The 25,974-nt window shown below is 34.4% G+C and carries 24 protein-coding genes; 5 read left to right on the top strand and 19 right to left on the bottom strand.

The window, feature by feature from the left end:
* Positions 1–16: 16 nt before the first annotated feature.
* The 10 genes from nuoH to aspS all read right to left on the bottom strand — a co-directional run bounded on the left by nuoH (position 17) and on the right by aspS (position 9,197).
* The gene (gene nuoH, locus OLM57_RS03190) at positions 17–1,069 is read right to left on the bottom strand and encodes an NADH-quinone oxidoreductase subunit NuoH (protein WP_264565795.1); all 1,053 of its coding nucleotides are present in this window, start codon (positions 1,067–1,069) and stop codon (positions 17–19) included.
* Positions 1,070–1,072: 3 nt separating this feature from the next.
* On the bottom strand, positions 1,073–2,104 hold the full coding sequence (locus OLM57_RS03185; protein WP_264565794.1) for a 2Fe-2S iron-sulfur cluster-binding protein: 1,032 nt from the start codon (positions 2,102–2,104) through the stop codon (positions 1,073–1,075).
* A 17-nt stretch (positions 2,105–2,121) separates the two neighbouring features.
* Entirely contained in the window at positions 2,122–3,489 is a 1,368-nt protein-coding gene (nuoF, locus tag OLM57_RS03180; RefSeq protein ID WP_264565793.1) for an NADH-quinone oxidoreductase subunit NuoF, read from the bottom strand.
* A gap of 1 nt (position 3,490) precedes the next feature.
* Positions 3,491–4,021, bottom strand: coding sequence for a complex I 24 kDa subunit family protein (locus tag OLM57_RS03175; protein ID WP_264565792.1), 531 nt, complete (start codon positions 4,019–4,021; stop codon positions 3,491–3,493).
* Between the two features lie 79 nt (positions 4,022–4,100).
* The gene (locus OLM57_RS03170) at positions 4,101–5,339 is read right to left on the bottom strand and encodes an NADH-quinone oxidoreductase subunit D (RefSeq protein WP_264565791.1); all 1,239 of its coding nucleotides are present in this window, start codon (positions 5,337–5,339) and stop codon (positions 4,101–4,103) included.
* A 33-nt stretch (positions 5,340–5,372) separates the two neighbouring features.
* Positions 5,373–5,894: an NADH-quinone oxidoreductase subunit C gene (locus tag OLM57_RS03165; protein WP_264565790.1), complete on the bottom strand. Its 522-nt coding sequence runs from the start codon at positions 5,892–5,894 to the stop codon at positions 5,373–5,375.
* A 5-nt stretch (positions 5,895–5,899) separates the two neighbouring features.
* Positions 5,900–6,448: an NADH-quinone oxidoreductase subunit B gene (locus OLM57_RS03160; protein WP_264565789.1), complete on the bottom strand. Its 549-nt coding sequence runs from the start codon at positions 6,446–6,448 to the stop codon at positions 5,900–5,902.
* Positions 6,449–6,533: 85 nt separating this feature from the next.
* A complete protein-coding gene (locus tag OLM57_RS03155) occupies positions 6,534–6,899 on the bottom strand; it encodes an NADH-quinone oxidoreductase subunit A (RefSeq protein WP_264565788.1) in 366 nt (121 codons plus the stop codon).
* A 239-nt stretch (positions 6,900–7,138) separates the two neighbouring features.
* Entirely contained in the window at positions 7,139–7,333 is a 195-nt protein-coding gene (locus tag OLM57_RS03150) for a cold-shock protein (protein ID WP_077378011.1), read from the bottom strand.
* A gap of 109 nt (positions 7,334–7,442) precedes the next feature.
* Positions 7,443–9,197 carry an aspartate--tRNA ligase gene (gene aspS / locus OLM57_RS03145; protein ID WP_264565787.1) on the bottom strand — a complete coding sequence of 585 codons (1,755 nt, stop codon included), beginning with the start codon at positions 9,195–9,197 and terminating at the stop codon, positions 7,443–7,445.
* A gap of 150 nt (positions 9,198–9,347) precedes the next feature.
* On the opposite strand from aspS, the gene OLM57_RS03140 reads away from it, so the two are divergent.
* A complete protein-coding gene (locus tag OLM57_RS03140) occupies positions 9,348–10,346 on the top strand; it encodes a TlpA family protein disulfide reductase (protein ID WP_264565786.1) in 999 nt (332 codons plus the stop codon).
* 174 nt (positions 10,347–10,520) lie between these two features.
* Complete coding sequence (locus OLM57_RS03135) at positions 10,521–10,883, top strand: toxin-antitoxin system YwqK family antitoxin (protein WP_264565785.1); 363 nt, start codon at positions 10,521–10,523, stop codon at positions 10,881–10,883.
* Between the two features lie 155 nt (positions 10,884–11,038).
* On the opposite strand, the gene OLM57_RS03130 is transcribed toward OLM57_RS03135, so the two are convergent.
* From OLM57_RS03130 to OLM57_RS03090, 9 genes are all read right to left on the bottom strand, one after another.
* A complete protein-coding gene (locus OLM57_RS03130) occupies positions 11,039–13,210 on the bottom strand; it encodes a prolyl oligopeptidase family serine peptidase (protein WP_264565784.1) in 2,172 nt (723 codons plus the stop codon).
* A 32-nt stretch (positions 13,211–13,242) separates the two neighbouring features.
* Complete coding sequence (locus OLM57_RS03125) at positions 13,243–13,551, bottom strand: S8 family serine peptidase (RefSeq protein ID WP_264565783.1); 309 nt, start codon at positions 13,549–13,551, stop codon at positions 13,243–13,245.
* Positions 13,552–13,958: 407 nt separating this feature from the next.
* A complete protein-coding gene (locus OLM57_RS03120; RefSeq protein ID WP_264565782.1) occupies positions 13,959–15,197 on the bottom strand; it encodes a TMEM143 family protein in 1,239 nt (412 codons plus the stop codon).
* Between the two features lie 857 nt (positions 15,198–16,054).
* The gene (locus OLM57_RS03115) at positions 16,055–19,522 is read right to left on the bottom strand and encodes an efflux RND transporter permease subunit (protein WP_264565781.1); all 3,468 of its coding nucleotides are present in this window, start codon (positions 19,520–19,522) and stop codon (positions 16,055–16,057) included.
* A gap of 96 nt (positions 19,523–19,618) precedes the next feature.
* Positions 19,619–20,758 carry an efflux RND transporter periplasmic adaptor subunit gene (locus OLM57_RS03110; RefSeq protein WP_264565780.1) on the bottom strand — a complete coding sequence of 380 codons (1,140 nt, stop codon included), beginning with the start codon at positions 20,756–20,758 and terminating at the stop codon, positions 19,619–19,621.
* Between the two features lie 26 nt (positions 20,759–20,784).
* Complete coding sequence (locus OLM57_RS03105) at positions 20,785–22,113, bottom strand: TolC family protein (RefSeq protein ID WP_264565779.1); 1,329 nt, start codon at positions 22,111–22,113, stop codon at positions 20,785–20,787.
* Positions 22,113–22,709, bottom strand: coding sequence for a TetR/AcrR family transcriptional regulator (locus tag OLM57_RS03100; protein WP_264565778.1), 597 nt, complete (start codon positions 22,707–22,709; stop codon positions 22,113–22,115). The genes OLM57_RS03105 and OLM57_RS03100 overlap by 1 nt, the downstream gene beginning before the upstream one ends.
* 461 nt (positions 22,710–23,170) lie before the next feature.
* Entirely contained in the window at positions 23,171–23,671 is a 501-nt protein-coding gene (locus tag OLM57_RS03095) for an RNA polymerase sigma factor (protein ID WP_264565777.1), read from the bottom strand.
* 49 nt (positions 23,672–23,720) lie between these two features.
* Entirely contained in the window at positions 23,721–24,116 is a 396-nt protein-coding gene (locus OLM57_RS03090) for a hypothetical protein (RefSeq protein ID WP_264565776.1), read from the bottom strand.
* Positions 24,117–24,459: 343 nt separating this feature from the next.
* Between OLM57_RS03090 and OLM57_RS03085 the strand changes: the two genes are divergently transcribed.
* The 3 genes from OLM57_RS03085 (at position 24,460) to OLM57_RS03075 (ending at position 25,818) form a co-directional block, all read left to right on the top strand.
* Positions 24,460–24,909 carry a hypothetical protein gene (locus OLM57_RS03085; protein ID WP_264565775.1) on the top strand — a complete coding sequence of 150 codons (450 nt, stop codon included), beginning with the start codon at positions 24,460–24,462 and terminating at the stop codon, positions 24,907–24,909.
* A 111-nt stretch (positions 24,910–25,020) separates the two neighbouring features.
* Positions 25,021–25,380: a hypothetical protein gene (locus OLM57_RS03080; RefSeq protein WP_264565774.1), complete on the top strand. Its 360-nt coding sequence runs from the start codon at positions 25,021–25,023 to the stop codon at positions 25,378–25,380.
* 150 nt (positions 25,381–25,530) lie between these two features.
* Entirely contained in the window at positions 25,531–25,818 is a 288-nt protein-coding gene (locus tag OLM57_RS03075; RefSeq protein WP_264565773.1) for a hypothetical protein, read from the top strand.
* The last annotated feature ends 156 nt before the right edge of the window (positions 25,819–25,974 follow it).

The raw sequence follows: 25,974 nt of genomic DNA, 5'->3' as shown, positions 1-25,974 counted from the left end.
TTGTGATTTGGTTCTATTAAAATCCGAAATAAACTGCTATTTCACTTCTCAAAAGCACAACTCCAGTAATCATAATATTGATAATCGCAAGTGGAATCAATATTCTCCATCCCAAATGCATCAATTGATCGTATCTAAATCTTGGTATTGTCCAACGAACCCACATAATAAAGAAAATGAAACCGCATAGTTTTGTAAACAACACAGCCATTCCTATTACGTTGGCAACATTTACGCCCCAGTGTTCCAAAGCCCATCCCATTCCAGGATAATTGTATCCACCAAAGAATAATACAGCCAAAATAGTGGATGACACAAACATATTAGCATACTCTGCAAATAAGTAGAATCCCATTTTCATAGAGGAATATTCAGTATGGTATCCTCCAATTAATTCCGATTCACATTCCGCTAAATCAAAAGGTGTTCTGTTTAACTCAGCAAAAGAACAAATTAAGAAAATCAAAAAGGTTAACGGCTGATACAGCACATTCCAATGCCATTCTGATTGTTGTAACGAAATTTCTTTTAAGCTTAAAGTTCCGGTCATCATAATCAAAGCAATTATGGACAATCCCATCGCTACTTCATACGAAACCATTTGTGACGCTGCTCTAATAGAACTCATCAAAGAGAACTTATTGTTTGAAGCCCATCCACCAATCATAATTCCATAAACTCCTAAAGAAACAACTCCAAAAATATACAATATGGCAATGTTGATATCGGTCGCTTGTAATAATATATCTCTACCAAATAAGTGTAATTTATCACCCCAAGGAATAACGGCACTTGTCATCAAAGCAGTGCTCATCGCAATAGCGGGTCCTACAACGAATAAAAATTTATTGGGAGTATTAGGAAAAAATTCTTCTTTTGAAAATAATTTTAAACCATCAGCAAGAGGTTGAAATAACCCGAATGGGCCTGCTCTATTTGGTCCGATTCTGTCTTGAAGCCAAGCGGCTACTTTACGTTCTGCCCATGTAGAGTACATAGCCATCAACATAGTAAGAGCAAAGACTACTACTATAACAACACTTTTTTCTATAATAAATGTACTTTCCATTTCTTAAGATTTTTTAGTGTTAGTGTCCAATGGATTGGCAGCCATACTTATTTTTTTTCTGTCTTGGTCTCTACCCAAAAGAATGTTTTTCTCAGTAGCAATTTCTACTTTTTCTAATTTTTGAGTGTAATTGTTTTGATTGATTACTGAATCTTTTTCAAATTCACGTGGTCCTTCAATTACCCAGTCAGAAACTTCTTTTTTGTCAAAACGACAAGTGTTACAAATGAATTCTTCTACTTCATGAAATTCATCTTTACGACCTGTAACACGTTGAATTTCGTTTCCAAACATCCAAACGGTTGTTTTTCCGCAACATCCTGGAGTGGTACATTCTCTATGTGCGTTATAAGGCTTGTTGAACCAAACTCTTGATTTGAATCTAAAAGTTTTATCAGTCAGAGCACCAACCGGACACACATCAATCATGTTTCCAGAAAACTCATTAGTTATAGCTTTTGAAATGCAAGTAGAGATATTAGCATGATCACCACGATCCATTACTCCATGAACACGATCGTCTGTCAATTGATCTGCAACTTGCACACATCGTTGACATAAAATACAACGGTTCATGTGTAATTGAATATTTGGACCGATATCTTCCGGTTCAAAAGTTCTTTTTTCTTCAATAAAACGAGATTCAGATTTTCCGTGTTCGAAGCTTAAGTTTTGCAAATCACATTCTCCGGCTTGGTCACAAATAGGGCAATCCAGTGGGTGATTAATTAGCAAAAATTCAGTTACTGATTTTCTTGCTTCTTGAACTCTTGGTGATGCTTTACTGGCGATTTCCATTCCGTCCTGACAGCCTGTTACACAAGACGCCATTAATTTTGGCATAGGTCTTGGGTCAGCGTCACTACCTTTGGTTACGTCCACTAAACAACAACGGCATTTTCCGCCGCTCCCTTTTAATTTAGAATAATAGCACATCGCTGGCGGAACAACTTCTCCACCAATCATACGCGCAGCTTGCAAGATCGTTGTTCCTGCTTCTACTTCAATTTCTTGACCGTCTATGGTTACTTTCATTGTCTGAAATTCTTTCTTTATACTATTACTTTAGAAACTAGGTGCTTCACTTTTTCAAAAGGTTCAGCTACAAAATGGTTTCTATTTTTTATTTTTTCCGGAAAACGAATATGGTACTCAAACTCATCTCTAAAGTGACGAATCGCTGCTGCTACTGGCCAAGCTGCTGCATCCCCAAGAGGACAAATCGTGTTTCCTTCAATTTTACTTTGAATGCTTAATAACAAGTCAATATCTTCTTCGCGTCCGTGTCCGTTTTCGATTCTATGCAATACTTTTTCCATCCAACCTGTACCTTCTCTACAAGGAGTACATTGTCCACAGCTTTCATGGTGATAAAAACGAGAGAAATTCCAAGTGTTACGTACAATACAAGAGGTATCATTATAAACGATAAATCCTCCTGAACCCAACATCGATCCGGTAGCAAAGCCACCGTCACTTAAGGATTCGTAGGACATCAAACGATCTTCGCCTGCTGCAGTTTTATAAATTAAATGTGCCGGTAAAACAGGAACAGAACTCCCTCCTGGCACAAAAGCCTTCAATGGACGGTCAGAACTCATTCCACCAAGATATTCATCAGAATTCATGAATTCGTAAACGCTTAATCCTAATTCAATTTCATATACACCAGGGTTTTTGATATGTCCTGAAGCTGAGATTAATTTGGTTCCAGTAGATCTGCCAATACCAATTTTAGCATAATCTGCACCTGAATTGTTTACAATCCACGGCACAGCTGCGATAGTTTCTACGTTATTTACTACGGTTGGATTTGCCCAAAGTCCTGAAACTGCTGGGAATGGTGGTTTAATACGAGGGTTACCTCTTTTTCCTTCCAATGATTCAATCAAAGCAGTTTCTTCACCACAGATGTAAGCTCCAGCACCACAATGAACATGTAATTCTAAATCATATCCAGAACCTAATATGTTTTTTCCTAAAAAACCTGCTGCTTTTGCTTCGGCAATAGCTCTTTCCAATATTTTGAAAACCCACATGTATTCTCCACGAATGTAGATATACGAAAGGTTGGCACCTAAAGCATAACTGGAAGTAATCATTCCTTCAATCAATAAATGAGGAATAAATTCCATCAAATAACGGTCTTTAAATGTTCCTGGTTCAGACTCATCGGCATTGCAAACCAAATGTCTTGGTTTTCCTGATTTTTTATCAATAAAACTCCATTTCATTCCAGCAGGGAAACCGGCACCACCACGACCACGCAATCCAGAAGTTTTTACTTCTTCGACTACTTCATCAGGAGTTAAGGTTTTCAACGCTTTTTCTACAGAAGCATAACCACCGTTTTGGCGATATACTTCGTAGGTTTTGATTCCAGGAATATTGACTTTGTCTAATAATATTTTTTGTGACATCTTATTTATCGTGTAATATTATTTTATCGTCTTTGCAATCGGCTATTAACTGGTCGATTTTTTCTTTATTTAAATGCTCTTTATAAAAATCTCCCAATTGCATCATCGGGGCATAACCACAAGCACCCAAACATTCAACCCCTCTTACTTCAAAAAGACCGTCAGCTGTAGGTTCTCCAACAGGAACACCTAATTTTTCACAGGTGTAATCCATTAAATCCTCTACACCGTTCAAACAACAAGGTGATGTTTGGCAAAATTCAAACATGTATTTGCCAATCGGTCTTTGATTGTACATGGTGTAAAAAGTAACAACTTCATACACTTCGATAGGTTTAATATGTAAAATTTCGGCAACTTTGTCTTGCAATTCAATACTCAACCAATTGTCATGAGCGTCTTGAACTTCGTGTAAGACGGGAAGTAAAGCTGATTTTCTTTTGTCTTCAGGGTAATGACTGATTAACTCATTGATGCGGGACATCAATGCTTCAGTCATGTTTATTTCTTGTTTGTAATGTGTTCTTTCCATCCTTTATTTTAGATTTTGGATTTTAGATTTAGATTTTTCAATCTGCATTCTGAAATCTACATTCTGCAATCTTAATTTTTTAAGCGTCTAATTCTCCAGCAATAACATTTAAACTTGATAAAATAACAATAGCATCAGATAGCATAGACCCTTTAATCATATCCGGATAAGCTTGATAATATATAAAACAAGGTCTTCTGAAATGCAATCTATATGGAGTTCTGCTTCCGTCCGTTACTAAATAAAATCCTAATTCTCCATTACCACCTTCTACTGCGTGGTAGATTTCGGCAACAGGAACAGGAACTTCACCCATTACAATTTTGAAATGGTATATCAAAGATTCCATGTTGTGATAAACGTCTTCTTTTGGAGGAAGGTAATATTCAGGAACTTCAGCATGGTATTCATTTCCTTCTGGCATTTTGTCCAATGCTTGACGAATAATGCTTAAACTTTCCCAAACTTCAGCATTTCTAACGCAAAAACGGTCGTAAGTGTCTCCTGATTTTCCAACAGGGACTATGAAGTCGAAATCTTCATAAGAACTGTACGGTTGCGCTACACGAACATCATAATCAACACCTGCTGCACGCAAATTTGGACCAGTAAATCCGTAAGCCATTGCTTTTTCTGCAGATATTGCTCCTACATTTACGGTACGGTCAATAAAAATTCTATTTCTTTCGAATAAGTTTTCGAATTCTTTCCAAGCAACTGGAAAATCTTTTAAAAAGATGTCTAATTTTCTAAAAGCTTCTGGTGACCAGTCTCTTTCAAAACCGCCTATCCTTCCCATGTTGGTAGTCAAACGAGCTCCGCAAATTTCTTCGTAGATTTCGTATACTTTTTCTCTGAATTGGAATACATAAAGGAATCCTGTGTACGCTCCCGTGTCCACTCCCAAAATTGAATTACAAATCAAGTGATCGGTAATACGTGCCAGTTCCATTACAATAACCCTTAAATAGTCAACTCTTTTTGGAACTTTGATGTCCAAAAGTTTTTCAAGAGTCATCCACCATCCCATATTGTTGATAGGAGAAGAACAATAGTTCATTCTATCGGTAAGTGGGGTGATTTGGTAAAAAGGACGATTTTCGGCAATTTTTTCGAAAGCTCTGTGGATGTATCCAATAGTTGGTTCCGCTTCCAGAATTTTTTCACCATCCATCAACAAAATATTTTGAAAAATACCGTGCGTAGCAGGATGTGTAGGACCTAAATTCAGAATTGAAAGCTCGCTTCCGTCTTCGTTTAGTTTTTCCTTTATAATTTTAGCATAGCGATGCTCTGGTGGTAATAATAGTTCTGACATTTATCTAATGTGAAAAATTATATTGATTTTTAACTATTGGTTGATTGTTGTTCTTCCGAAATACCTGTCATCTTTATCCGTTCTTCCGCTGTCTTCCATTGGAAATTCTTTACGCATGGGGAAAGAAATCATCTCGTCCATATTCAAAATACGTTTCAACTGCGGATGTCCGATGAAATTGATTCCGAAGAAATCATAGGTTTCTCGTTCCATCCAATTTGAACACAAGAAGATATTTGAAATAGTTTTGATTTCCGGTTTTGCTCCGTTGATGAAAGATTTGATTCGGATGCGTTTGTTTTCGTACCAATTGTGTAAATGATACACAACAGCATATTGTCTATCTTCTTCATTATCCGGATAATGTACAGCACATAAATCAGTTAAAAAATGAAAACGCAAAGTAGGGTCATTTTTTAAAAAAAGGATAACAGCTGTAATGATGTCTGAATCCGCTTCAAATGCAAAAATGTCTCTATCCTGATTGAATCCTAAAACCTTTGAACCAAAAGTTTCTGTTAACTTCTCTTGAATTTCTGTTGTCTCTAAAGCCATTTTTCTTATTGAATGTTATAAGATGTCAATAATTCTTGGTACTCAGGTGAACTCCTTCTTCTTACAGATTCGCTGCGTACTAATTCTTGTAGTTTCATCACGCCATCTACAATTTGTTCTGGGCGTGGTGGACAACCAGGAACATATACATCAACAGGGAGTACTTTGTCAATTCCTTGTAATACAGAATAAGTGTCGAAAATTCCTCCCGAACAAGCACAAGCACCAACAGCAATTACCCATCTAGGTTCTGCCATTTGTTCATATACTTGGCGTAAAATTGGAGCCATTTTTTTTGAAATTGTCCCCATTACTAATAACATATCGGCTTGACGAGGAGAGAAACTTACCCTTTCGGAGCCAAAACGTGCCAAATCATAATGTGAAGCCATTGTTGCCATAAATTCAATTCCGCAACAAGAAGTGGCAAAAGGTAAAGGCCAAAGCGAATTGGCACGCGCCAATCCAACTACGTCATTCAGTTTTGTTGCAAAGAAACCTTCACCAACAACACCTTCTGGAGGGGCAACCATATTTATTTTTGAATCGCTCATTTTGTTTTTTTATTTTGAATGTTGAATTTTAAATTTTGAATGTTTTAATTAATTTGTAATTCAACATTTATAATTTAAAATAATATTATTCCCACTCTAAAGCTTTCTTTTTGATGATATAGAAAAAACCAACCAAAAGCAGCATCATAAAGATAATCATTTTTATCATTCCCTCAATTCCTAACTCCTTGAAGTTCACAGCCCAAGGATATAAAAATATCACTTCAACATCGAATAATACAAATAGTATAGCTACCAAAAAATATTTTACTGAAAATGGAATTCTTGCATTTCCTACTGATTCTATACCACATTCAAAGTTTTTATCTTTGTTTTCAGATGATCTTTTTGGACCAAGTTTACCAGAGATAATGATCATGCTTACAACAAATCCTACAGCAATAATAAACTGTATTGCGATTGGAATATAATTTAATTGATCTGATTGCATAATTATACTTGTTTTTGCTTAAAATAAGCTGCAAAGATAGGTTTAGTGAGTGTAAATCACAAGGGCAAAATCAAAATTAGTGTAACAATACTCTAGAAATGCTTATTATTTTTATTCAATACAAATAACGATAATTTTGTCTTTTATTTTGATATGAAAATAGTGTAAAAAAAAACGTTTCGAAATAAATCGAAACGTTTTTTAGACATTCTACAAAAAATAGCGAGCTATTTTTGTGCTTAAAGAACTGCTACTTTAGCAGCAACTTTTCCTTTTCTTCCTTCTTCTTCTTCATAGCTTACTCTGTCACCTTCGCGCAATTCTTCCGCGTTGATTCCTGATGCATGAACAAAAATGTCTTTTCCTGTTTCTTCGTCTGTAATGAATCCGTAACCTTTAGATTCATTGAAAAATTTAACTGTACCTGTACGCATTGTAATAGTAATAATAATTTATAATGTCGCAAATGTAATCTTTAATATAATACGAAAACCATTCTTACAATAATTTTTTTCTAAAAATATTGATATTCAACGTTTTCAATTAATTTGTTGCATTTAATTTAATATGTAATTCCTTTAATTGTAATTCGTCAATAATCGAGGGTGCATCAATCATTACATCTCTTCCTGAATTGTTTTTAGGAAAAGCGATAAAATCACGAATGGTTTCCTGTCCGCCCAAAATCGCTACTAAACGATCCAACCCAAAAGCCAAACCTCCATGTGGCGGGGCTCCAAATTGGAAAGCATCCATCAGGAAGCCGAATTGTGCTTTAGCCTCTTCTTCTGTAAAGCCTAAATATTTAAACATTAATTGCTGTGTCGCTTTATCGTGAATACGAATTGAACCTCCGCCTATTTCATTACCATTCAAAACCATATCGTAAGCATTAGCACGTACTTTTCCTGGGTTGGTTTCCAATAAATGCATGTCTTCTGGTTTTGGAGAGGTAAAAGGATGGTGCATTGCATGATAACGACCGCTTTCTTCGTCAAATTCCAATAAAGGGAAATCAACAACCCAAAGAGGTGCAAATTCGGCTGGATTTCTCAATCCCAAACGTGTGGCAATTTCCATACGTAATGCACTTAATTGTGTTCTTGTTTTATCTGCTGGTCCCGAAAGTACAAAAATCATGTCGCCAGGTTTTGCTCCTGTGGTTTTTGCCCAATTGGTCAGGTCTTCTTGGTCGTAGAATTTATCAACCGATGATTTAAAAGTCCCATCCTCGTTGCATTTTGCATACACCATTCCGCTGGCACCTACTTGAGGACGTTTTACCCAATCAATTAAGGCGTCGATTTCTTTACGCGTGTAATTTCCAGCTCCTGGTACAGCGATTCCAACTACTAATTCCGCAGCATTAAAAACTGGAAAATCTTTGTGTTGCGCAAATTCGTTCAATTCGCCAAATTCCATTCCGAAACGGATGTCCGGTTTGTCATTTCCGTATGTTTTCATAGCATGTTCGTAAGTCATTCTTGGGAATTTCTCTACTTCAATGCCTTTAATTTCTTTTAGCAAATGACGGGTCAAACCTTCAAATACATTCAAAATATCTTCCTGCTCCACAAAAGCCATTTCGCAATCGATTTGTGTAAACTCCGGTTGTCTGTCGGCACGCAAATCTTCGTCACGGAAACATTTCACAATTTGGAAATATTTATCCATTCCGCCCACCATCAATAATTGTTTGAACGTTTGAGGAGATTGCGGTAAAGCATAAAATTGTCCTGGATTCATTCGGGAAGGAACCACAAAATCTCTTGCTCCTTCGGGAGTTGATTTGATTAAGTAAGGAGTTTCTACTTCGCAAAAATCAAGATCAGAAAGATATTTACGAACTTCCATCGCTACTTTGTGGCGGAAAAGCAAACTGTTTTTCACCGGATTTCTTCGAATGTCCAAGTAACGGTATTTCATTCGAATGTCTTCACCACCATCAGTCTCGTCTTCAATAGTAAACGGAGGAGTAAGCGAAGCATTCAATATATTAAGTTCGGTAACTAAAATTTCGATTTCACCAGTAGGAATGTTTTTGTTTTTGGCTTCACGCTCAATAACAGTTCCTTTTACCTGAATCACATATTCACGACCAAGAGTTTTGGCAGCTTCAAAAACCTCTTTTATAGAACGACTTTCATCAAAAATCAATTGTGTAATTCCGTAACGATCTCGTAAATCGACCCAATTCATAAATCCTTTATCTCTTGATTTTTGAACCCAACCGGCAAGTGTAACTTCTGTATTGATATGAGAGGCGTTCAATTCACCACAATTATGACTTCTGTACATGTTTTTTATTTTTGAGTACAAAAGTAAACACAAAAATTAAAATAATCTCGAAAAGCACTTCACTTCAATGAAATTAATTTTTTGTTAATTTTTTTAACGTGTTACTATTTAGGTTTAGATTTGGAAAACCAAAATTTTAATTATCATTTTATGAAAAAAATAATTTGTTCTTTACTTGTCCTAATGTTTTCTTTTTTAAGTAATGCACAGGATAAAAAATATGTTACTTTTCAGGCTGAAATAGCCAATAGAAACACGGATTCTATCTTTATTCGTAACAATAAAAAAATAATCAAGAAGATTACTGTCAATAAAAATGGCGTTTTCAAAGATACTTTAAATGTAGTTGAAGGGCCTTATGTGTTTTTTGATGGTGTAGAATATACCAGTTTATATCTTAAAAACGGATATGATTTGAAATTGAAAATGGACGCAAAAGATTTTGATGCATCGATTGTTTATACAGGAAAAGGTTCTCTTGAAAATAATTATTTGGCACAAAGGACTATTTTGGATTCAAAATACGACTATGATGCGCTATTAGCTGCAAGTCCAGCAGATTTTAAAAAACTATCAGAACAAAAAATTGCATCAGAATTGGCACAATTAAATAACGGTAAATTTGATCCCAATTTTGTAATTGTCGAAAAAAAGGACATTGAACAGTCACTTGTAGGCTTGACTAAATATTATGAGCAAGGGCAGGAAAATAAAAAGATGAATAATTTGCCGTCGCCAACTTTCGATTATTTGAATTATGCGGGAGGGCAAACAAAATTGGAAGATCTTAAAGGTAAATATGTTTTTATTGATGTTTGGGCTACTTGGTGTGGGCCTTGTCGTCAGGAAATTCCATTTTTGCAGGAGATTGAAAAAAAATATCACGACAAGAATATCACTTTTGTGAGCATTTCTATCGATAAATTGAAAGATCAGGAAAAATGGAAAACAATGATAAAAGACAAATCATTAGGAGGCGTACAGCTTTTTGCGGATAATGACTGGAATTCTAAATTTGTTAAGGATTACAAGATTACCGGTATTCCGAGATTTATTTTGATCGACCCAAAAGGTATCATTGTAAAAGCGGATGCTACAAGGCCTTCTTCACCAGATTTAGTAAAAGAACTGGATTCTTTATTGAATTAAAAAGTCTTTTTATACATTAAAAAGCCAATGCGAAAGTGTTGGCTTTTTTTGTTTTTTTAATTTCCAATGTTAAGCTTTTGTCTGTGTTACGAAATTGTTAAGCAAATGTTTTTTTAATGTAAATATTGTTTTTACATTTGATGTATAAGATGTAAACAATTAAAAACTAACGATATGAAAAAGCTTGTAATATTAGCAGCTGTATTGTTCTCAGGAGTTATTTTTGCACAAGATGCAAAACCTGTTTTAGAACCATTTGGAAAAAAAATAAAAGCTACCTATTTTTATGAAAATGGCCAAGTACAACAAGAAGGTTATTTTGAAAACGGAAAATTGGAAGGAATCTGGGTATCTTATAATGAAGCAGGAGATAAAACAGCTTCTGGAGAATATGTAAACGGAGTAAAAACGGGTAAATGGTTTTTCTGGTCTCAAGATACAGATAAAAAGAGTCTTTGCGAAGTAGATTTTTCAAGTAATAAAGTTGCAAAAGTTAAAAACTGGAGACAAGACGCATTTGCTACTTCAAACGAGTAGCCATTTATATTCAATTAATTAATTTAGGAAAAGGAGAAAATCACTATTGATTTTCTCCTTTTTTTTATGATATGTAAAATCAAAACCTATAAGTTAATGGAAATAAAGGAGTTCTTAAAATATAGTGCTAAAGGGTAGAACTTTATAATTGTTCATTATTCCGTCTTTAATTTATAGTCTTGATGGCCAAGTTGCCAATAAAAAAAGGAATAAGAGTCAGCAAATTTGTCATAGAGTTTATCAAAAGTGACATCTCCGCCATGACCACTTTCTATATCAACATTTAAAAGTATAGGATTATTGTTTGAATTGTTAGCTTGTAGTTTGGCTGCAAATTTAGCAGGAATCCAAGCTGTTACTCGTGGGTCGTTCATCCCAGCCGTTATTAACGTTGCGGGGTATTTCACTCCTTTCTTTATATGGTAAAAGGCATCCATTTCAAACAAAGCCTTAAATTCTTCTTTGTTTTCAACAGTTCCAAATTCTTTTACATTATTCGGTCCGTTAGGCGTTTTTTCAAAACGTACAGCATTTAAAATACCAACATCAATAATTGCAGCTTTAAACAAGTCAGGTCTTTCGGTTATGGCTCTACCTATCAAAATACCCCCAGCACTTCCTCCCTCTGCACCTAAAAATTCTGGAGAGGTATATTTTTCCTTAATTAAATATTCGGCACTTGTAATAAAGTCCTTCCAAGAATTTGGTTTTGTTTCTTTAACGCCACCTTTATGCCAAGCATCTCCTTTTTCTCCTCCACCTCTAACATGGGTGTGTACTAAAACACCTCCATCTAAAACCCATAACAAACTATGTGGTGAAAAATAAGGACTGTTTGAAACACCATAAGAACCATATCCATCCATTATTACTCTATTTTTACCGTCTTTTTTTAATTCTTTTTTGTGAATAATTGTCAATGGCAAATTTAATCCGTCATGTGTTTTAATTTCTATTTCTTCGACAACAATGTCATTGTATTCGGAATAATTTGATTCTTCACGAATATCTTCGGCATTAAAGGTATCCTCTTTAATATTGTACTTGTATCTTTTGCGTTTTTGACTCCATCCAGAGCAATAAATCCAAATATCTGATACGTCTGCACTTATTGTTTGTATAGAAATTGCTCCTGCAGGGGCCGGTAAATTTATTTTCTTATAATTATGTCCGTTATAAAAATATAAGTTAGCAACTACTCCGTTTTTTATAGTAGAAAAAAAGAGTCCGTCTTTTGTTTTTATAACTTCTTGCAGTATTTCATTGTTTATTTGTTGTACTATAATTTTAGGAGTCGAAAAATCTGGATTATTAAGGGATGTTTTGCACAACAAGTTTTTGTTGTTTTTCTCCGAAATAAAAATCACATCATTACCGTCAATAATAAAGCTTTTAATTTTTTCTTGTTTCTTAAAGAATGGTTTCCAAACCACTTTGTCATTATAAACATCAGTAACTTTTGCATAGTAATTATCACTGTAAACAGTAGCGCCTTCAACGCTGCCAAAAATATAATTGTTGAATTTTTGAGGAATTGTTACAATAGGAAAATCTTCTGTATTTAATTTTAATTCTGGATTATTTGATATAGAAAAAATATCTTTTGTTGCATTGGGATTACTTCCAATTTTATATACAACTGATTGTGTGTTTTTAATAAAATCATTAGATTTATTGTCAATGTTTGGAATATGAACATAAATAAATCCAGAATTGTCCGGCAACCAGTTTATACCCCCTAAATCACTTGGCCAAGTATTTGTAATGATTTCTGGTAATATTTTATTTTTTGTTATGTCATAAATTATTATTTCTGCAATTTCTTTTCCGCCTTCGGTTACAGCAATAGCAACTTTGGAGCCATCTTTAGCAGGAGCGTAATAGCTAATCAAATATTTTTTATCACTTTCTGGTTTAAAATCCTTCGGGTCAAAAATTAATTGTTCTTTGCCAGTAAGCCCTTTTCTGCAATATAATTTTCGAAATGAATCTTCATTTCGCATTTTAGTATAGAAATACGTACCATCAGAAGTTATTTTTATACTACTGCCATAAATAAATTCAGTTTTTTTGTCCAGGTTAAGCATTCTGTCTAAGAATTCTTTTCTGTTGGAGATGTTTTTCAAGGTCGTTTCAGAATATGCAGTCTGAATTTTCATCCAATCGAGGACAGCAGGATCCTCTAAATTTTCTAAATTTCGGTAATCGTCGGTAATTTCTATGCCATGATATACATCTATCGTTGGAACTGACGGAGCTAAAACTGGTGATTGAGCTAGTACGATTTTGGAAAAACTAACAGCTAAGAATAGTATGGTTTTTTTCAATTTGTTTATGCTTAAATGATTGTTACAATGTTTTATAGTTTACTCACTTTTTTAGCCATTTGCATAGCATTATATACATTTAATGCTTTTCCGGATTTGGATAATTCCGAGAAAGGAATTTTTTTGTCTGTTGTGCCAGGAAGGATGACTTCAATGTCATAAGCAGTCCCTGAGTCTAAGATGATTTGTTTTACTTGAGCTACGGTAAGTTTTGGGTAATACAACCAGATTAATGCAGCTGTCCCGCAAACCATAGGTGCCGAAAAGGAAGTTCCAGAATCCGTTTTATAAATATTGCCCGCTCCAGTTTTTCTTTGTCTATTTTGCGTTTTCCAGTTCAAGTAGTCATTTGGTTTGGTTTTTTACAAAAATACGGCAAACATCAATAAAATTTTTAAAAATAATTATTTTCTTATAATTTTGTTAATCGATTGATATGTATGTATTTAATGTGCTAATGAACTAAAAAATTATTGAAAACCGACTCTAAATACCTTAATTGATTTAGCTAATTTAATAAGTTATATTTGTGTTTTAAAAGCTAATTTTTACTATTTCTCTTATTTATTATGAAAAAATCCCATTGGTTTTGATTCTTTATTGTATTTTAAAGAAACCCGCAATTATGAAATAAAAGCCAAGAAAGATACAGCAACCCAGAAAGCGGATGCTACCCATCTACAAGTCTTTGATATCTGTTAGAATCGAATTTTCACTAAATTAGGATTTTGCATTTTCAAATTGCATCCTAATTTATATTTAATTGATTATACTCAAAAAACCCATCCCATAGCTCATCAATTCTGATGAGCGCTTTATCCAAAGGAAGAACTTTCCATTTACCATTGGTTTCTATTCCAAGGCCTGTGTTTTTTAATTTTACCAATGCCGCTTTTACATCAAAGTCGAGCTCGGTATTGTGTTTGGTTTTAAACCAGGATTCAATTTGATGGTCGAGTTCGGCTTCTGTTAAAGGAGTTGGACTTCTGTTTAAGAAAGAGTATGCTAGGATGGTTTCCTTGAGTACTTCTTCTTCGGAGGAGTTTAACAAAGAATAAAAGGCGCCGCTATTATTTCCCATATTTTTAAAATAAAGGCTATCCGATAGCATTTTTGCATATTTTATTTTCTTGTTTACAAAATTATTGTATTGACGGAACAAATAGGCACCCAAGATTCCAAGGGCAATTAAGCCTTGATTTAGTGACGTTTTACTGTTTAATAAATCTATAGTTTCGCCAGTTTGGTAGGCAGCCTGCATTGCAATGAGCGCCGGGATGACTTTGGTACTCAATAACGAAATTCCCCCGACAAGACCGGGAACCCACAATAATAATTTGTCGGTCAACGACATCATGGGGACGGCATTGGGGAATATGGTTTCCAAGTCGTTTTTGGGAACACGTTTGAAGATTTTCAATACAATAGATCCAGGATCAATTGGCTTTTTATCTTTTGGAGTTTTCTTTTTTTTATAGTAATTCGCATCGTGATATTTAAGGTAAATCATCACTCGATCATAGTATTCGACCTCGATTTTTTTCTTCCAAAAAAAGTATTTGCTAACCTTTTCTTTGGCAGTATGCTGACCTCTTACATATATTTCATAATCGGCGTAAGTATCTAAATCAATGGCCAATTTTAAACCTATCAAATCGGAATCTTTGAATGCCTTGTCCAACGTTTCTTGACTAACGCGGCTGTAATTGCTTAGATCAATTACTTTAAGAAGGGTTTCCTTGAAAAGCAAAAAATCGCTTTTCTCTTTAAAAGCTTCACGTTCTTTTGGATGCAAATCAGGGTCAAAAAAAGCATAATTCTGCTTGATATTCCGAATCAGATTAAATGCTTCGTAATGAAAATAATGTTCAATAATGTCAAACAGCTTTTTAAAATCTTCAATTTGCTTTTGATCACCAGCATATTCCGAGAGTTGTTCTTCGAGCAGGAATTCCTTATCAAATGGGATATAATGTTCTCTTTTCATATTGAATTTCGGGCTTTAATGTGGTTTTAAAAGTGCTGCAAAGGTAAAGTACAAAAAGTGAATTCTTTTATTTTTTGAATATCAATTCTTTTTCAGTTTTCAAAAATAATTATAAGAAGCGAAAGAATTGGCTTTGTCAGTAAACATCGTTCCTGCTGTCCGCTATATTCCATATCGTCTCGTCTTTAGGAACGAGACGATATGGGATGCCGCTTCCATCAGGGCTAAAAAGGGGACAAAGTCAATTTTTGGAATTAGGGGTAGTATTAAATCTAAAAAAATATTGATTTTCAGGTGTATGTTTAATTCCAAAATCAGTTGAAATAGTCCCAAAATGTCAAATTTGACGTCCTCGACGTCATGCATGACGTTAGCATGGGTCAAATTTGACGTACATTACGTCAAATTTGACGTCACGAGCCTCAAATTTGACGTGGTCTAGGGTCAAATTTGACATCATAAACGTCAAATTTGACGTCAATAACGTCATGCATGACGCAAACAACGTCATAAATGACGGTTTTTAGGGACTTGATATTATTTTGTAGGAGTTCTTAAAATTTGCTGGGGTGATTAATTTTAATATAATTATTATGGTTTTTTTGGATTCAATTCTGAAATGATTATGTTTTTTGTTGTTAGCACAAGCGTAAAGGATAGGAAGAAGCTACCGAAGTAGCCTGGATAGCCTGACCGCAGTAGGAAAAGAGGCCGCATAGGCGCAAAGTACAGTAGGCCTCTTTTCCTAATGGGGTTACGCCCAAAGGATTTAATAATTGGAATTTCTTATAACCAAAAAACCACTCCATTCTCAGAATTTGAATGGAGTGGTTTTGTGTTTTGAGTCGAACTCGAACTTATTCTTCCGTTGCCAATCGGCTGTTTCTACGGTCCCTTAACCAATATTTGGTTCTCTTAACAAGGTAGAACATAACTGGTACCATAACCAGGGTTAATACCGTGGCGTAGGTCAATCCGAAGATGATGGTCCAGGCCAATGGTCCCCAGAAAACTACGTTGTCTCCTCCCATGAAAATGTGCGGATTCAAGTCGGTTACTAAAGAGAAGAAGTCAAAATTCAAACCAATAGCCAATGGAATCAATCCCAAAACGGCTGTTAATGCTGTCAATAATACCGGACGCAATCTTGATTTTCCAGACTCGATAATGACTTCTTTGATTTCTTCGATGGTTAAGTCATCATGGCTTTCTACTTGTTTGTCAGCTACTTTTTTGTCCAATAATAAAACAAAGAAATCCATTAATACAATTCCGTTCTTCACCACAATCCCCGCGAGCGAGATGATTCCCATCATGGTCATCAGGATTACGAAATCCATATTGGCAATGACGTATCCGTAAAATACTCCACTAAAACTCAGAAGCACAGTAAATAAAATTACTAGTGATTTTGAAACCGAATTAAACTGCAAAACAATAATGATGGTGATTCCCGACAAGGCCAAGAATAAGGCATACATCAGGAAACTTTGATTTTTGCCTTGCTCTTCCTGAACTCCTGAGAAAGAATAGGATACTGTTTTTGGTAATTTATAATTTTTTAAATCGGCTGCAATTTGTTTGGTAATTTCATCGGCATTGTACCCTGTTAAGACGTTGGAATACACCGTCATGATCCGTTTTTGGTCTTTTCTTTTAATTTGATTGTAGGTTGTTGTTTTCTCTGTTTCGGAAACTGCCGAAATAGGTACTTGCATCATTTGCCCGTTGGCTGGATTTCGGAAAGTCAATGCTTGATTGAACAATACATTTTCATTCTTACGTTGATCATCCTGCATACGCATCGTGATGTTGTAATCATCATCGCCTTCTTTGTAAGTGGAAATTTCTTGACCATATACGGAACGACGCAAATTGAATCCCAATTGTCCTGTAGAAACACCAAGACTTCCGGCACTTACGCGGTCTACTTTTACTTCTAGTTCTGGACTTTCTTTGTTGACATCGATACTCAAACGCTCAATTCCGGGAATATTTTTCGAATTGATAAAAGCAATCATTTTGTCTGCTTCTTTTAGCATTTCGTCATAATCAATTCCAGTCAATTGAATACTGATTGGGTAACCGGCTGGTGGTCCGTTTGCATCTTTTTCGACGGTTACGGTGGCTCCTGCAATTCCTTTTACTTTTCCTCGAATTTCTTCAAGAATATCCGAAGTGTTGATTCCTTTTCTAAATTTATATTCAGAAAAATTTACAGTTACTTTCCCTTTGTAGGGGGTTTCAGAAGCAGAACCCGCATCTACATTTGGATTTCCGGCACCTACACCCACTTGTGAAACAATAGATTCCGCAAGGTAGTTTTTATCCGTTTTTGGGTCAACATATTTTTTTAGAACTTCAATGACTTGTTTTTCTACAAATAATGTTGCTTTGTTGGTTTTGTCAATATCGGTTCCTTGAGGATATTCGATATAAGCGATTACCTGATTCGGAATATTATCTGGAAAGAACAATACTTTTCTAGGAAAAATACCCAATAGGATAAAGGAGAAAAACAACAGACCGATAATCCCAACTAGGGCATACCAAGCTCTTTTTTGGGTCAGGATTTTGGCTAGAAACACTTTGTATTTATCTTCCATTCTAGGAAAAAAACTGTGTTGGAAGTCTTGAGTCCATTGGTACAGTTTTAATTTATACAACCACATTAATCCTAACGAAATTATAGAAATATGTCCGATTGCTTTTGCCACTTTTGAATCGTAAATATTTCCAAGCAGCACAAAAATAACCGCTATAATCGTAAAAATGATAGTATACATTTTTGCTGATTTTTTCGACACATTTTTGTCTTCAATTTCCATAGAACCGGCAGTCATCGCAGCGTTTACGACCATAGCGACAAACAATGATGCCGATAAAGTAACAGTTAATGTAATTGGGAAATATTTCATGAATTTACCCATAGTTCCGGGCCATAACGCAAAAGGCAAAAATGCCATTAGCGTTGTTGCGGTTGAGGCTATTACGGGCCAAGCGATTTCGCCAATACCAATTTTTGATGCCTGAACGCGATTCATGCCTTTTTTCATATTGGCAAATACGTTGTCGACTACCACAATTCCGTCGTCAACCAGCATTCCCAGTCCCATTACCAATCCGAAAAGAACCATAGTATTCAAGGTCAATCCAAATGCGGAGAGTATACTAAATGCCATTAGCATAGATAAAGGAATAGCAGCTCCCACAAACAAAGAGTTACGTAAACCCATCGTAAACATCAAAACAATCATTACTAACACAATCCCAAAAATGATATGATTCGATAGTTCGTTTACTTGGTGTTCTACTCTTGAAGACTGGTCGTTTGTCAACTCAATTTTCAAATTGGAAGGCAAATAGGATTCTTTGGCTTCTTTAATTTTTTCTTTTACCTGTTCAATAGCCGAAATCATGTTTTGATTGGAGCGTTTCTTTACGTTCAGCATCACTACTTCGGACCCTTTCTCACGGGCATAAGTGGTTTTTTCTTTTTCTTTGAAACTCACCACTGCAATATCTTTCAGGTAAACAGTACCTCCATTGTGCTTTACGATGATGTTTTCCAGTTCTTTCGGGTCTTTGATTTCACCCACAATCCTAATGTTGTTTCGCGAGCCTTGCGAAATTAAATTTCCTCCAGAAAGGGTCATATTCTCGTACTTTACGGCATTTTGAATATCGTCAAAGGATACTTGTGCTGCCGACATTTTGAAAATGTCAACCGCAATTTCTACTTCCTTGTCGTCTACACCAAGAATGTCTACTTTTTTTACTTCTGGGATTTCTTCAATATCGTCTTGAAGAAGTTCCCCATATTTTTTAAGTTGCTGGGTGGTATAATTTCCTTGTAAATTGATGTTCAGAATGGGCACTTCTTCTGAGATGTTCAATTCAAATACACTAGGTTCTACTTTGCTTCCATTGTCAAGATTAGGCCAATCGGTATCTGCTTTTACAATATCGACTTTGTCTTTGATTTTTGTTTTGGCATCCAAAATGGTAACGTTATCGTCAAACTCAACGATAATCATTCCGTAATCCTGGAAGGAGCTGGAAGTAATTTTAGCTACACCACTGATGTTTTTTATTTCTTTCTCGAGCGGTTTGATAATCAATTTCTCTACATCCTGAGCTGAATTTCCTGGGAAAACAGAGGAAATATAAACTTTGTTTTCTATAATTTCGGGAAAATCTTCTCGAGGCATTGTTACATAGGCAACAACACCTGTGATGACAATCAGCAATGTTAAGATGTAGACCGTAACTCGATTTTCGATGGCCCAGCTTGATATTCCGAATTCTTTATTTTGGTGTGACATATATTTTTGGTTTAATGTTGTTTAATGCTGTTTAATGGGTTTAACTTGGATTGTTTTATTAAAACAATTTTAAACTTTTAAACAATTTTAAACTTTTTAAAAATTCAATTTCATTCCGTCTGAGATTGTATTCATACCTTCTGTTACGATTATATCTTTTGAATTGACTCCGCTCAAAATTTCGGTAACATTATCTGAGGATTGTCCTGTTTTTACAATTACTTTTTTGGCAATTCCTGTTTTTCCGTTAGCATTTGTTACGGTATATAAAAAAGTGTTTTTCTCACCATCTTGTTGAATAACATTGGTAGGAACAACAATAGCATCTTTGTTTACATAATCGATTACTTTTAATTTGGCAACTTGATTTGGGCGCAATAAATTATCTGGATTTGGAACGCTAACTTCAATTCCGAAACTTCTGTTGTTTGGGTTTATGAAGTTTCCGATCTGACGTACTTTCCCTTTGTAGGTTTTGCCTAAAGAAGTCAAGTAAACATCTACTTCGGTGCCAACTTTTAGTTTTCCAATATACGTTTCGGGAACAGTTGTAGATACATACATATTGTTTAAGTTTACAATACGCATCAATCCTTGTGCACTTGGAGAAACAACTTCGCCTTTTTCTACAAAAACTTCGTCAATAACTCCTGTAAATGGAGCTCTAATTACTGTTTTTGCCAATTGTGCTTTGATTTGAGCAACGGCTCTCTGAGCAGAAATCATTTGGGTTTGTGCTTGTAGATATTGAATTTCGGAACCAATTTTTTGATTCCAAAGATTTTTTTGACGCTCATAAGTCGTTTTGGCCAAAGCAGCTTGATTTTCTAGACTGGCTACTTGTTGGCTCAATCCACCATCATCTGTTTTGCCAAGGATCTGCCCTTTCGAAACATGTTGACCTGCTTTTACATTTAGGGCTATTAATATTCCGGGCATTTCTGGTTGAACCAAGATGTTTTCTTTAGTATCGACGCTTCCCTGTACTTCAAGATAATGATTAAAAACAGTGTCATTTACTGTTAGAACAGAAACCAAAGCTTCGGCTTTTTTTACATCCAATGTTGCCAAAGCTTCATCAAGTTTTGACAAATCTGCTTGAAGAAGTGCTTTTCTTGCATTTATTTTCTGAACATTCTTTGAACTGATCAGTTCGTCTATATTCATGTTTTTCTCTTTATCGGCACAAGAAAAAAAGACAAGTATAAAAGTGGAAAGTAGGAGTATTTTTTTCATTTTATTGGTTTTATATATTGGTTTTTTTATTTGTTATTTATGATTTTTTCCAGAGCTGCCTTAGTCGAAATGACATTGACCATCGATTGTAAATAATTCTGTTGTGCGGTATACAATTGTCTTTGGGCATCATTGAAGTCAAAACTGGTTGAAAGCCCTTCGGTAAATTTCACTTGTTGCTTTTGTTCGATTCTTTCGGCCAGTTTTAAGTTGTTTTTTGACGTTGTGTATTGTTCAACACTGTATTCGTATTGATTTTTTGCACTTTCGTACGCCAATTTTATTTTTTGTTCGGCAGCAATCAGGTCTGTTTTGGCTTTGTCATAAGCAATGTTGGCTTGCTGTGTTCTGGAACTTCGGGCCAAACTACTGAAGATTGGAACATTCAAACTGACACCCAAAAGTGACGAATCATACCATTTTTGACCTGAATTGAAAAAACTGAACGTATTATTGTTTGCAGATAATCCGTAGTTTACAAATGCCCCCAGAGTGGGTAATGCTTTACTTTTTTCTAATTGCACTTCAAGTCTTCTTTGTTCCTGAAAGTCTAACCCAATTTTGTAATCGATGTTGTTTTGGATGTTAAATTCGTTTTGGGATAAAGAATAATCTAAATTTTCTTTTGTAAGATTGTCTAATTTGTCAGTAAGACTAAGATTGTCATTGATTTCGATCCCCAAATTTATTTTAAGCATTTTGTAGGCAATGTCCTTTAGCCTAGTATTGTAACTCAAACTACTGTTTATGGTTGCAAGAGTGATTTCAAGTTGTTCTACATTTTCCTCTTCTATCAATCCGTTTTTGAATGTTTCTTTGGTGTCAAACAATGTTTTTTCGAGTGCCGATTTATTTTTTAAGAGTATCTCAATACTTTCTTCGGCAAGCAAAACATTTCCGTACGAATTGATGACCATTTCTTTTACATCATTATCGGTTTTTTGTTTGTTGTTTTCGTAATAGTTCATATAGGTTTTTGTAGCATGCAAAGCCACAATATAGGAACCATCAAAAATCAATTGACTCAAGGTTGCCGATGCTAATATGTTTTGTTTTGTTCCAAAAATAAATTCCTCATTTACCCCATTATTGTCAAAATCGGCAAGAGTTACTGGTTGTTTTAAATAATTATTATAGTCAACACCTGCATTGATTTGTGGCAAACCTGCTGCGGTTGTTTCCCATTTTTTTTGTTTGGCAGCTTCAATATCTCGAGTAGAATTAATCGATGAATAATTATTTTCCAATGCAAATGCAATGGCTTGCTGAAGTGTAAACGAATAATTCTGTTTTGGCGCTTGAGCATTGACAATCAAAGCAAAAAGCAAAAAGGGCATACTGAATATTTTCTTCATTATAGTGTAGCGTTTAGTATTTGTTTTTCAAGTTCGACTATTCCTTTTGGTGTAGCCATAGCTCTTGTGTGGTATTCTAGTGCTTCTAATTCTAGTTTTGTTGATTCTTTTTCAGAAATTGTATTTTCTTTGATACCGAAAATTAAACTGTAATAAAACTTTACATAGACATCTACTGAAAGATCTTTTCGATACAATTCCTGTGCGATACCTTTCTCTATATTTTGTTTGAAACATAAATTACATTCGTCAATTTCTCTTGACATTACCTTTTGATAGATTTCTGGATAATGTTTTTTTAACTGGTATAACGGGGAAGTGTCTGTTGCTTGAAACATTTCCTTAAACATTTTTCGAATCTCAAAATTCTCTTCAATGGCGTTATAATTTTTGGCAACGATTGTGTCAATTATTCCGTGTACTTCTTTATGAACCATTTCTGTGCTTTCTTCGATGAGCACTTCTTTATTGCAAAAATATTTGTAAATCGTCTTTTTTGAAATACACATTTCGCCGGCAATATCATCCATAGTAACGCTTTTAAAACCTAGTTTTAAAAATAAATCGCTAGCCTTGGATATAATTTTGTCTTTCATTTATAACTGTAACTTATTGTTAATTAATATATTGATGTAAATATAATGAGGAAACGTGTAATTTCAAAATCGTTTTTTTGTTGCTTTTGATGATGCCTATATTCTAATAATTCAATTTTTAATAAAAAATTTGTAGTGCAAATATAACAGGAAACTTTAAAAACAGAATAAGTTTCCGCATGTTTTATTTACTGTGCTAAAAAATTGGTTATTAGTTTTTTGGTTTGAGTTCTGATGAATAAAATATAGGCTGATTTATTTTGTGTAATAATTGTGCAAACTTTTTTAGAAATCTTTTGAGTATTGATTATATCTGCAAAAAACCTCGCAAGATTTAAGAACAATAGATTGCTGCATTAAATCCATCTCGAATTGTCAATCTGCAGGTTTTAATAAATGTCCCATGATTGTGGCGGATCGAGACAGTTTTACGCAAATGCTATTGGAAGTAGCTGAAAAAATCAGGTATAAATAATTTCTTCATACAACTCAGATAATCGTTTCCGTAAATGCAAAATAGCATAATGCTTTCGCGAAAGCAATGTATTGACTGAGACACCAGTTTCTTTGGATATTTCTTTGAATGACATACCATCCAATTCATTCTTTTCAAATACTTCCCTTTGTTCCTGGGGTAATTCTGATAATGCATTTTCCAGTTCAACCCACATTAAAGACCGCAGATACTCCGTTTCGGGAGATGGTGCTGTGTGTTCGCTGAATAGCATTTCGGAAATATCTTTCAGTACATCGTCGTCGTTTTGGTAAGATGGTAATTCTTCTTCATGTTTCTTAATTTGTTTATTGATTATCATGTTACGGGTTACCCGATAGAGCCAAGCAGCCACTTGTTCAATCGGGTTCATCGCAGTATCAACTTTGGCCAGTTGGTAAAAAACGTCCTGCAAAATGTCTTCCGCATCTTCCTTGTTTGAAACGCGTTTATTGATAAACGCTTTCAATCGAGGCTTATAAGCTGTTACCAGAGATCCGACATCCTGCTGTTTTTTATTACTCATTATCTTTTTTGTCCGAATCGGTTGTTTCAAAATCAAAATCCCTGCCACCAAAGAAACGTCTGCGGCCAAATCTTCCGCCACACATGTGTTCTTTGCGTTTGTCTACAAATTCTTTTTGCTGTTCGGGCGTCATGCTCATCCATTTTTCACGGATTCCATTGTTATGGCGCATACCGCCAAATCTGCGACCACCATCATGTCCGAAACCACCAAACAAAAGACGGGAAAGTACAAGCAATCCCAGTGCTTGCCAAAAACTGATAATTCCCAATCCGAATATACTTGGTATTAGTGAATTCCACAATAGCATTACTGCCAAAGTAAATCCTGCACCTGCTGCAATGCCAAGTATTATCATTCCTGCTATTTTAAAACCTTTTCTTTTCATGTTATAATTTTTATTTGTTTTTTAAATTCATTTTTAGGGGCCTCCTATTTATGTAGACAAATGAAAGCGATAAATATTTTACAGAAATGCAGTTTTTTTTATTTTTTTTTTGAACGCACAAATAATAGTAGATAAAATTACTGTAATGTATCTGTTAGAAGGGCAGTTCAAGCGTGAAATTAGTTGGATACAGAAAGGATTTCATTTGAATAAAATTTATGCTTTGTAAGTTTGTGACTATTATTTTCTATATTTGGGAAAACATAAAACGAAATAAAACCTTGGCGACTGCAAATGACTATACGAAGTTTTGTTTTGTCTATATAAAAGTTATAACCAATTTATGAGCGAACAAACTAAACGAGAGATTATAGAGAATTGGCTTGAAATTGGGTTTACCCAACCAGCCGAAAAAATTTCTGAGATTTTTTATTTTGACAAGAGAGATTATGAATTTTTCTCGATTCTAGTAAGTGACTATTTTCTATTTGATGAAAATCTTGAAATTGCTAGAGATGTAACTTCAAATTATCCTGAAAGTATTTTAATTCTTTTGATAAACAGAATTAAAAGAATTGAAAATAAAGATAAATCAATTATTGCGTTACCAAGATTCGGAAAATTAAATGGTGAAGTAGATAAAAATATATCAGAAGAGATAGATACATTCTTAAATTTAAATTCAATTAATATAGACTCAACATCTATTTGGGAAATTGATGAAACTGGAAGTGTAACAATTAACTTAAAAAACTACAAAAAGCAAAAAAGTTGGTGGAAGTTTTGGGAATAGAAGCTTTGGAAATTAATAAAACTGATTATAACAGTTACGACTATGGATTTAGGCAATTGGCTTAATAGGAAAATAGTTTTGTGTTTGGGAATATTTAGTAAAAAGATGCATATGAAATATCTATATTTAACACCTTTTCTTTTTTTTCTGTCGGTTTTGAATACTCAAAGTTTAACATTAAGCGGAAGATATTATGTTGACTTTGAAACGGGAATGTATAAAGATGGGTATATTGATTTTAAGGATAATAAATTTACTCTAAAACATTTTAATCTACTCCCTTATACTGACAAAATTGAATATACTCCGAATACTGTTTATCTAAAGATTAATTCCGATGTCTTTTTCTCAATACGCAACGAAGAAGTAAAAAAAGACACAATAAAATTTTATATTCACAGTAAAATCGCAACACCAACTAATTACATGGACGTCGCTATTGGTAGTGGAAAATTCATTAAAGTTAATTAAGGAATCTCAATGAAAAAATATATAATTATACTATTCTCTTTTCTCTTTTTCAGCTGTGACGTCTGGGATGACAGATTGACGGTTGTAAATAAAACAAATAAAACTTTAATTGTTTGTAATTATTACTGGACCTCTGATATATCAATTTATATGGAAAATAAAAAAGATGTTGATGATTCTTATTTCCATCAAAACCAAATCCCCGCTAATAATTTTAAAAGATTTATTACAAATGGAAATTGGGAACTCAGCTTTGAAAATGACACTTTAATGTTTTTAGTTTATGATAAGGAAGCTATTCTCAAAAAGCGTATCGAAAAACCAAAGGATAACTATGATATAAAAAAAATAATATATGTATCAAAAGACTACATGGAAAAGAACGACTGGAAAGTTGTTATTGATTCTAATAATACAAATAGGATAATTAAATTATAGCCAATATAAGCAATAACAACTCGCTTTAAGTTACAGTCATCCGCTAGCGTCCAACTCGTGAACACAAAGATTTTCAATAGAAGGAACAATAACTCTCTTATTTGAGATAATACAAACACCCAATAAAAAAAGGGCTTTCAAATATCTTGAAAGCCC

This window comes from Flavobacterium sp. N3904, assembly GCF_025947305.1.
GTDB lineage: Bacteria > Bacteroidota > Bacteroidia > Flavobacteriales > Flavobacteriaceae > Flavobacterium.
The sequence above is the reverse complement of the archived record's forward strand: the minus strand, read 5'-3'. Positions and strand labels throughout refer to the sequence as shown.

Bases quoted from the DNA above. Each gene is read 5' to 3' on its own strand.
- nuoH (WP_264565795.1), bottom strand. From the start codon at position 1,069: ATGGAAAGTACATTTATTATAGAAAAAAGTGTTGTTATAGTAGTAGTC.
- OLM57_RS03185 (WP_264565794.1), bottom strand. From the start codon at position 2,104: ATGAAAGTAACCATAGACGGTCAAGAAATTGAAGTAGAAGCAGGAACA.
- OLM57_RS03090 (WP_264565776.1), bottom strand. From the start codon at position 24,116: ATGAAAAGAAAAGGTTTTAAAATAGCAGGAATGATAATACTTGGCATT.
- OLM57_RS03160 (WP_264565789.1), bottom strand. From the start codon at position 6,448: ATGAGCGATTCAAAAATAAATATGGTTGCCCCTCCAGAAGGTGTTGTT.
- OLM57_RS03165 (WP_264565790.1), bottom strand. From the start codon at position 5,894: ATGGCTTTAGAGACAACAGAAATTCAAGAGAAGTTAACAGAAACTTTT.
- OLM57_RS03105 (WP_264565779.1), bottom strand. From the start codon at position 22,113: ATGAAGAAAATATTCAGTATGCCCTTTTTGCTTTTTGCTTTGATTGTC.
- OLM57_RS03110 (WP_264565780.1), bottom strand. From the start codon at position 20,758: ATGAAAAAAATACTCCTACTTTCCACTTTTATACTTGTCTTTTTTTCT.
- OLM57_RS03150 (WP_077378011.1), bottom strand. From the start codon at position 7,333: ATGCGTACAGGTACAGTTAAATTTTTCAATGAATCTAAAGGTTACGGA.
- OLM57_RS03115 (WP_264565781.1), bottom strand. From the start codon at position 19,522: ATGTCACACCAAAATAAAGAATTCGGAATATCAAGCTGGGCCATCGAA.
- OLM57_RS03155 (WP_264565788.1), bottom strand. From the start codon at position 6,899: ATGCAATCAGATCAATTAAATTATATTCCAATCGCAATACAGTTTATT.
- nuoF (WP_264565793.1), bottom strand. From the start codon at position 3,489: ATGTCACAAAAAATATTATTAGACAAAGTCAATATTCCTGGAATCAAA.
- aspS (WP_264565787.1), bottom strand. From the start codon at position 9,197: ATGTACAGAAGTCATAATTGTGGTGAATTGAACGCCTCTCATATCAAT.
- OLM57_RS03100 (WP_264565778.1), bottom strand. From the start codon at position 22,709: ATGAAAGACAAAATTATATCCAAGGCTAGCGATTTATTTTTAAAACTA.
- OLM57_RS03085 (WP_264565775.1), top strand. From the start codon at position 24,460: ATGAGCGAACAAACTAAACGAGAGATTATAGAGAATTGGCTTGAAATT.
- OLM57_RS03075 (WP_264565773.1), top strand. From the start codon at position 25,531: ATGGAAAATAAAAAAGATGTTGATGATTCTTATTTCCATCAAAACCAA.
- OLM57_RS03080 (WP_264565774.1), top strand. From the start codon at position 25,021: ATGAAATATCTATATTTAACACCTTTTCTTTTTTTTCTGTCGGTTTTG.
- OLM57_RS03175 (WP_264565792.1), bottom strand. From the start codon at position 4,021: ATGGAAAGAACACATTACAAACAAGAAATAAACATGACTGAAGCATTG.
- OLM57_RS03170 (WP_264565791.1), bottom strand. From the start codon at position 5,339: ATGTCAGAACTATTATTACCACCAGAGCATCGCTATGCTAAAATTATA.
- OLM57_RS03140 (WP_264565786.1), top strand. From the start codon at position 9,348: ATGAAAAAAATAATTTGTTCTTTACTTGTCCTAATGTTTTCTTTTTTA.
- OLM57_RS03120 (WP_264565782.1), bottom strand. From the start codon at position 15,197: ATGAAAAGAGAACATTATATCCCATTTGATAAGGAATTCCTGCTCGAA.
- OLM57_RS03135 (WP_264565785.1), top strand. From the start codon at position 10,521: ATGAAAAAGCTTGTAATATTAGCAGCTGTATTGTTCTCAGGAGTTATT.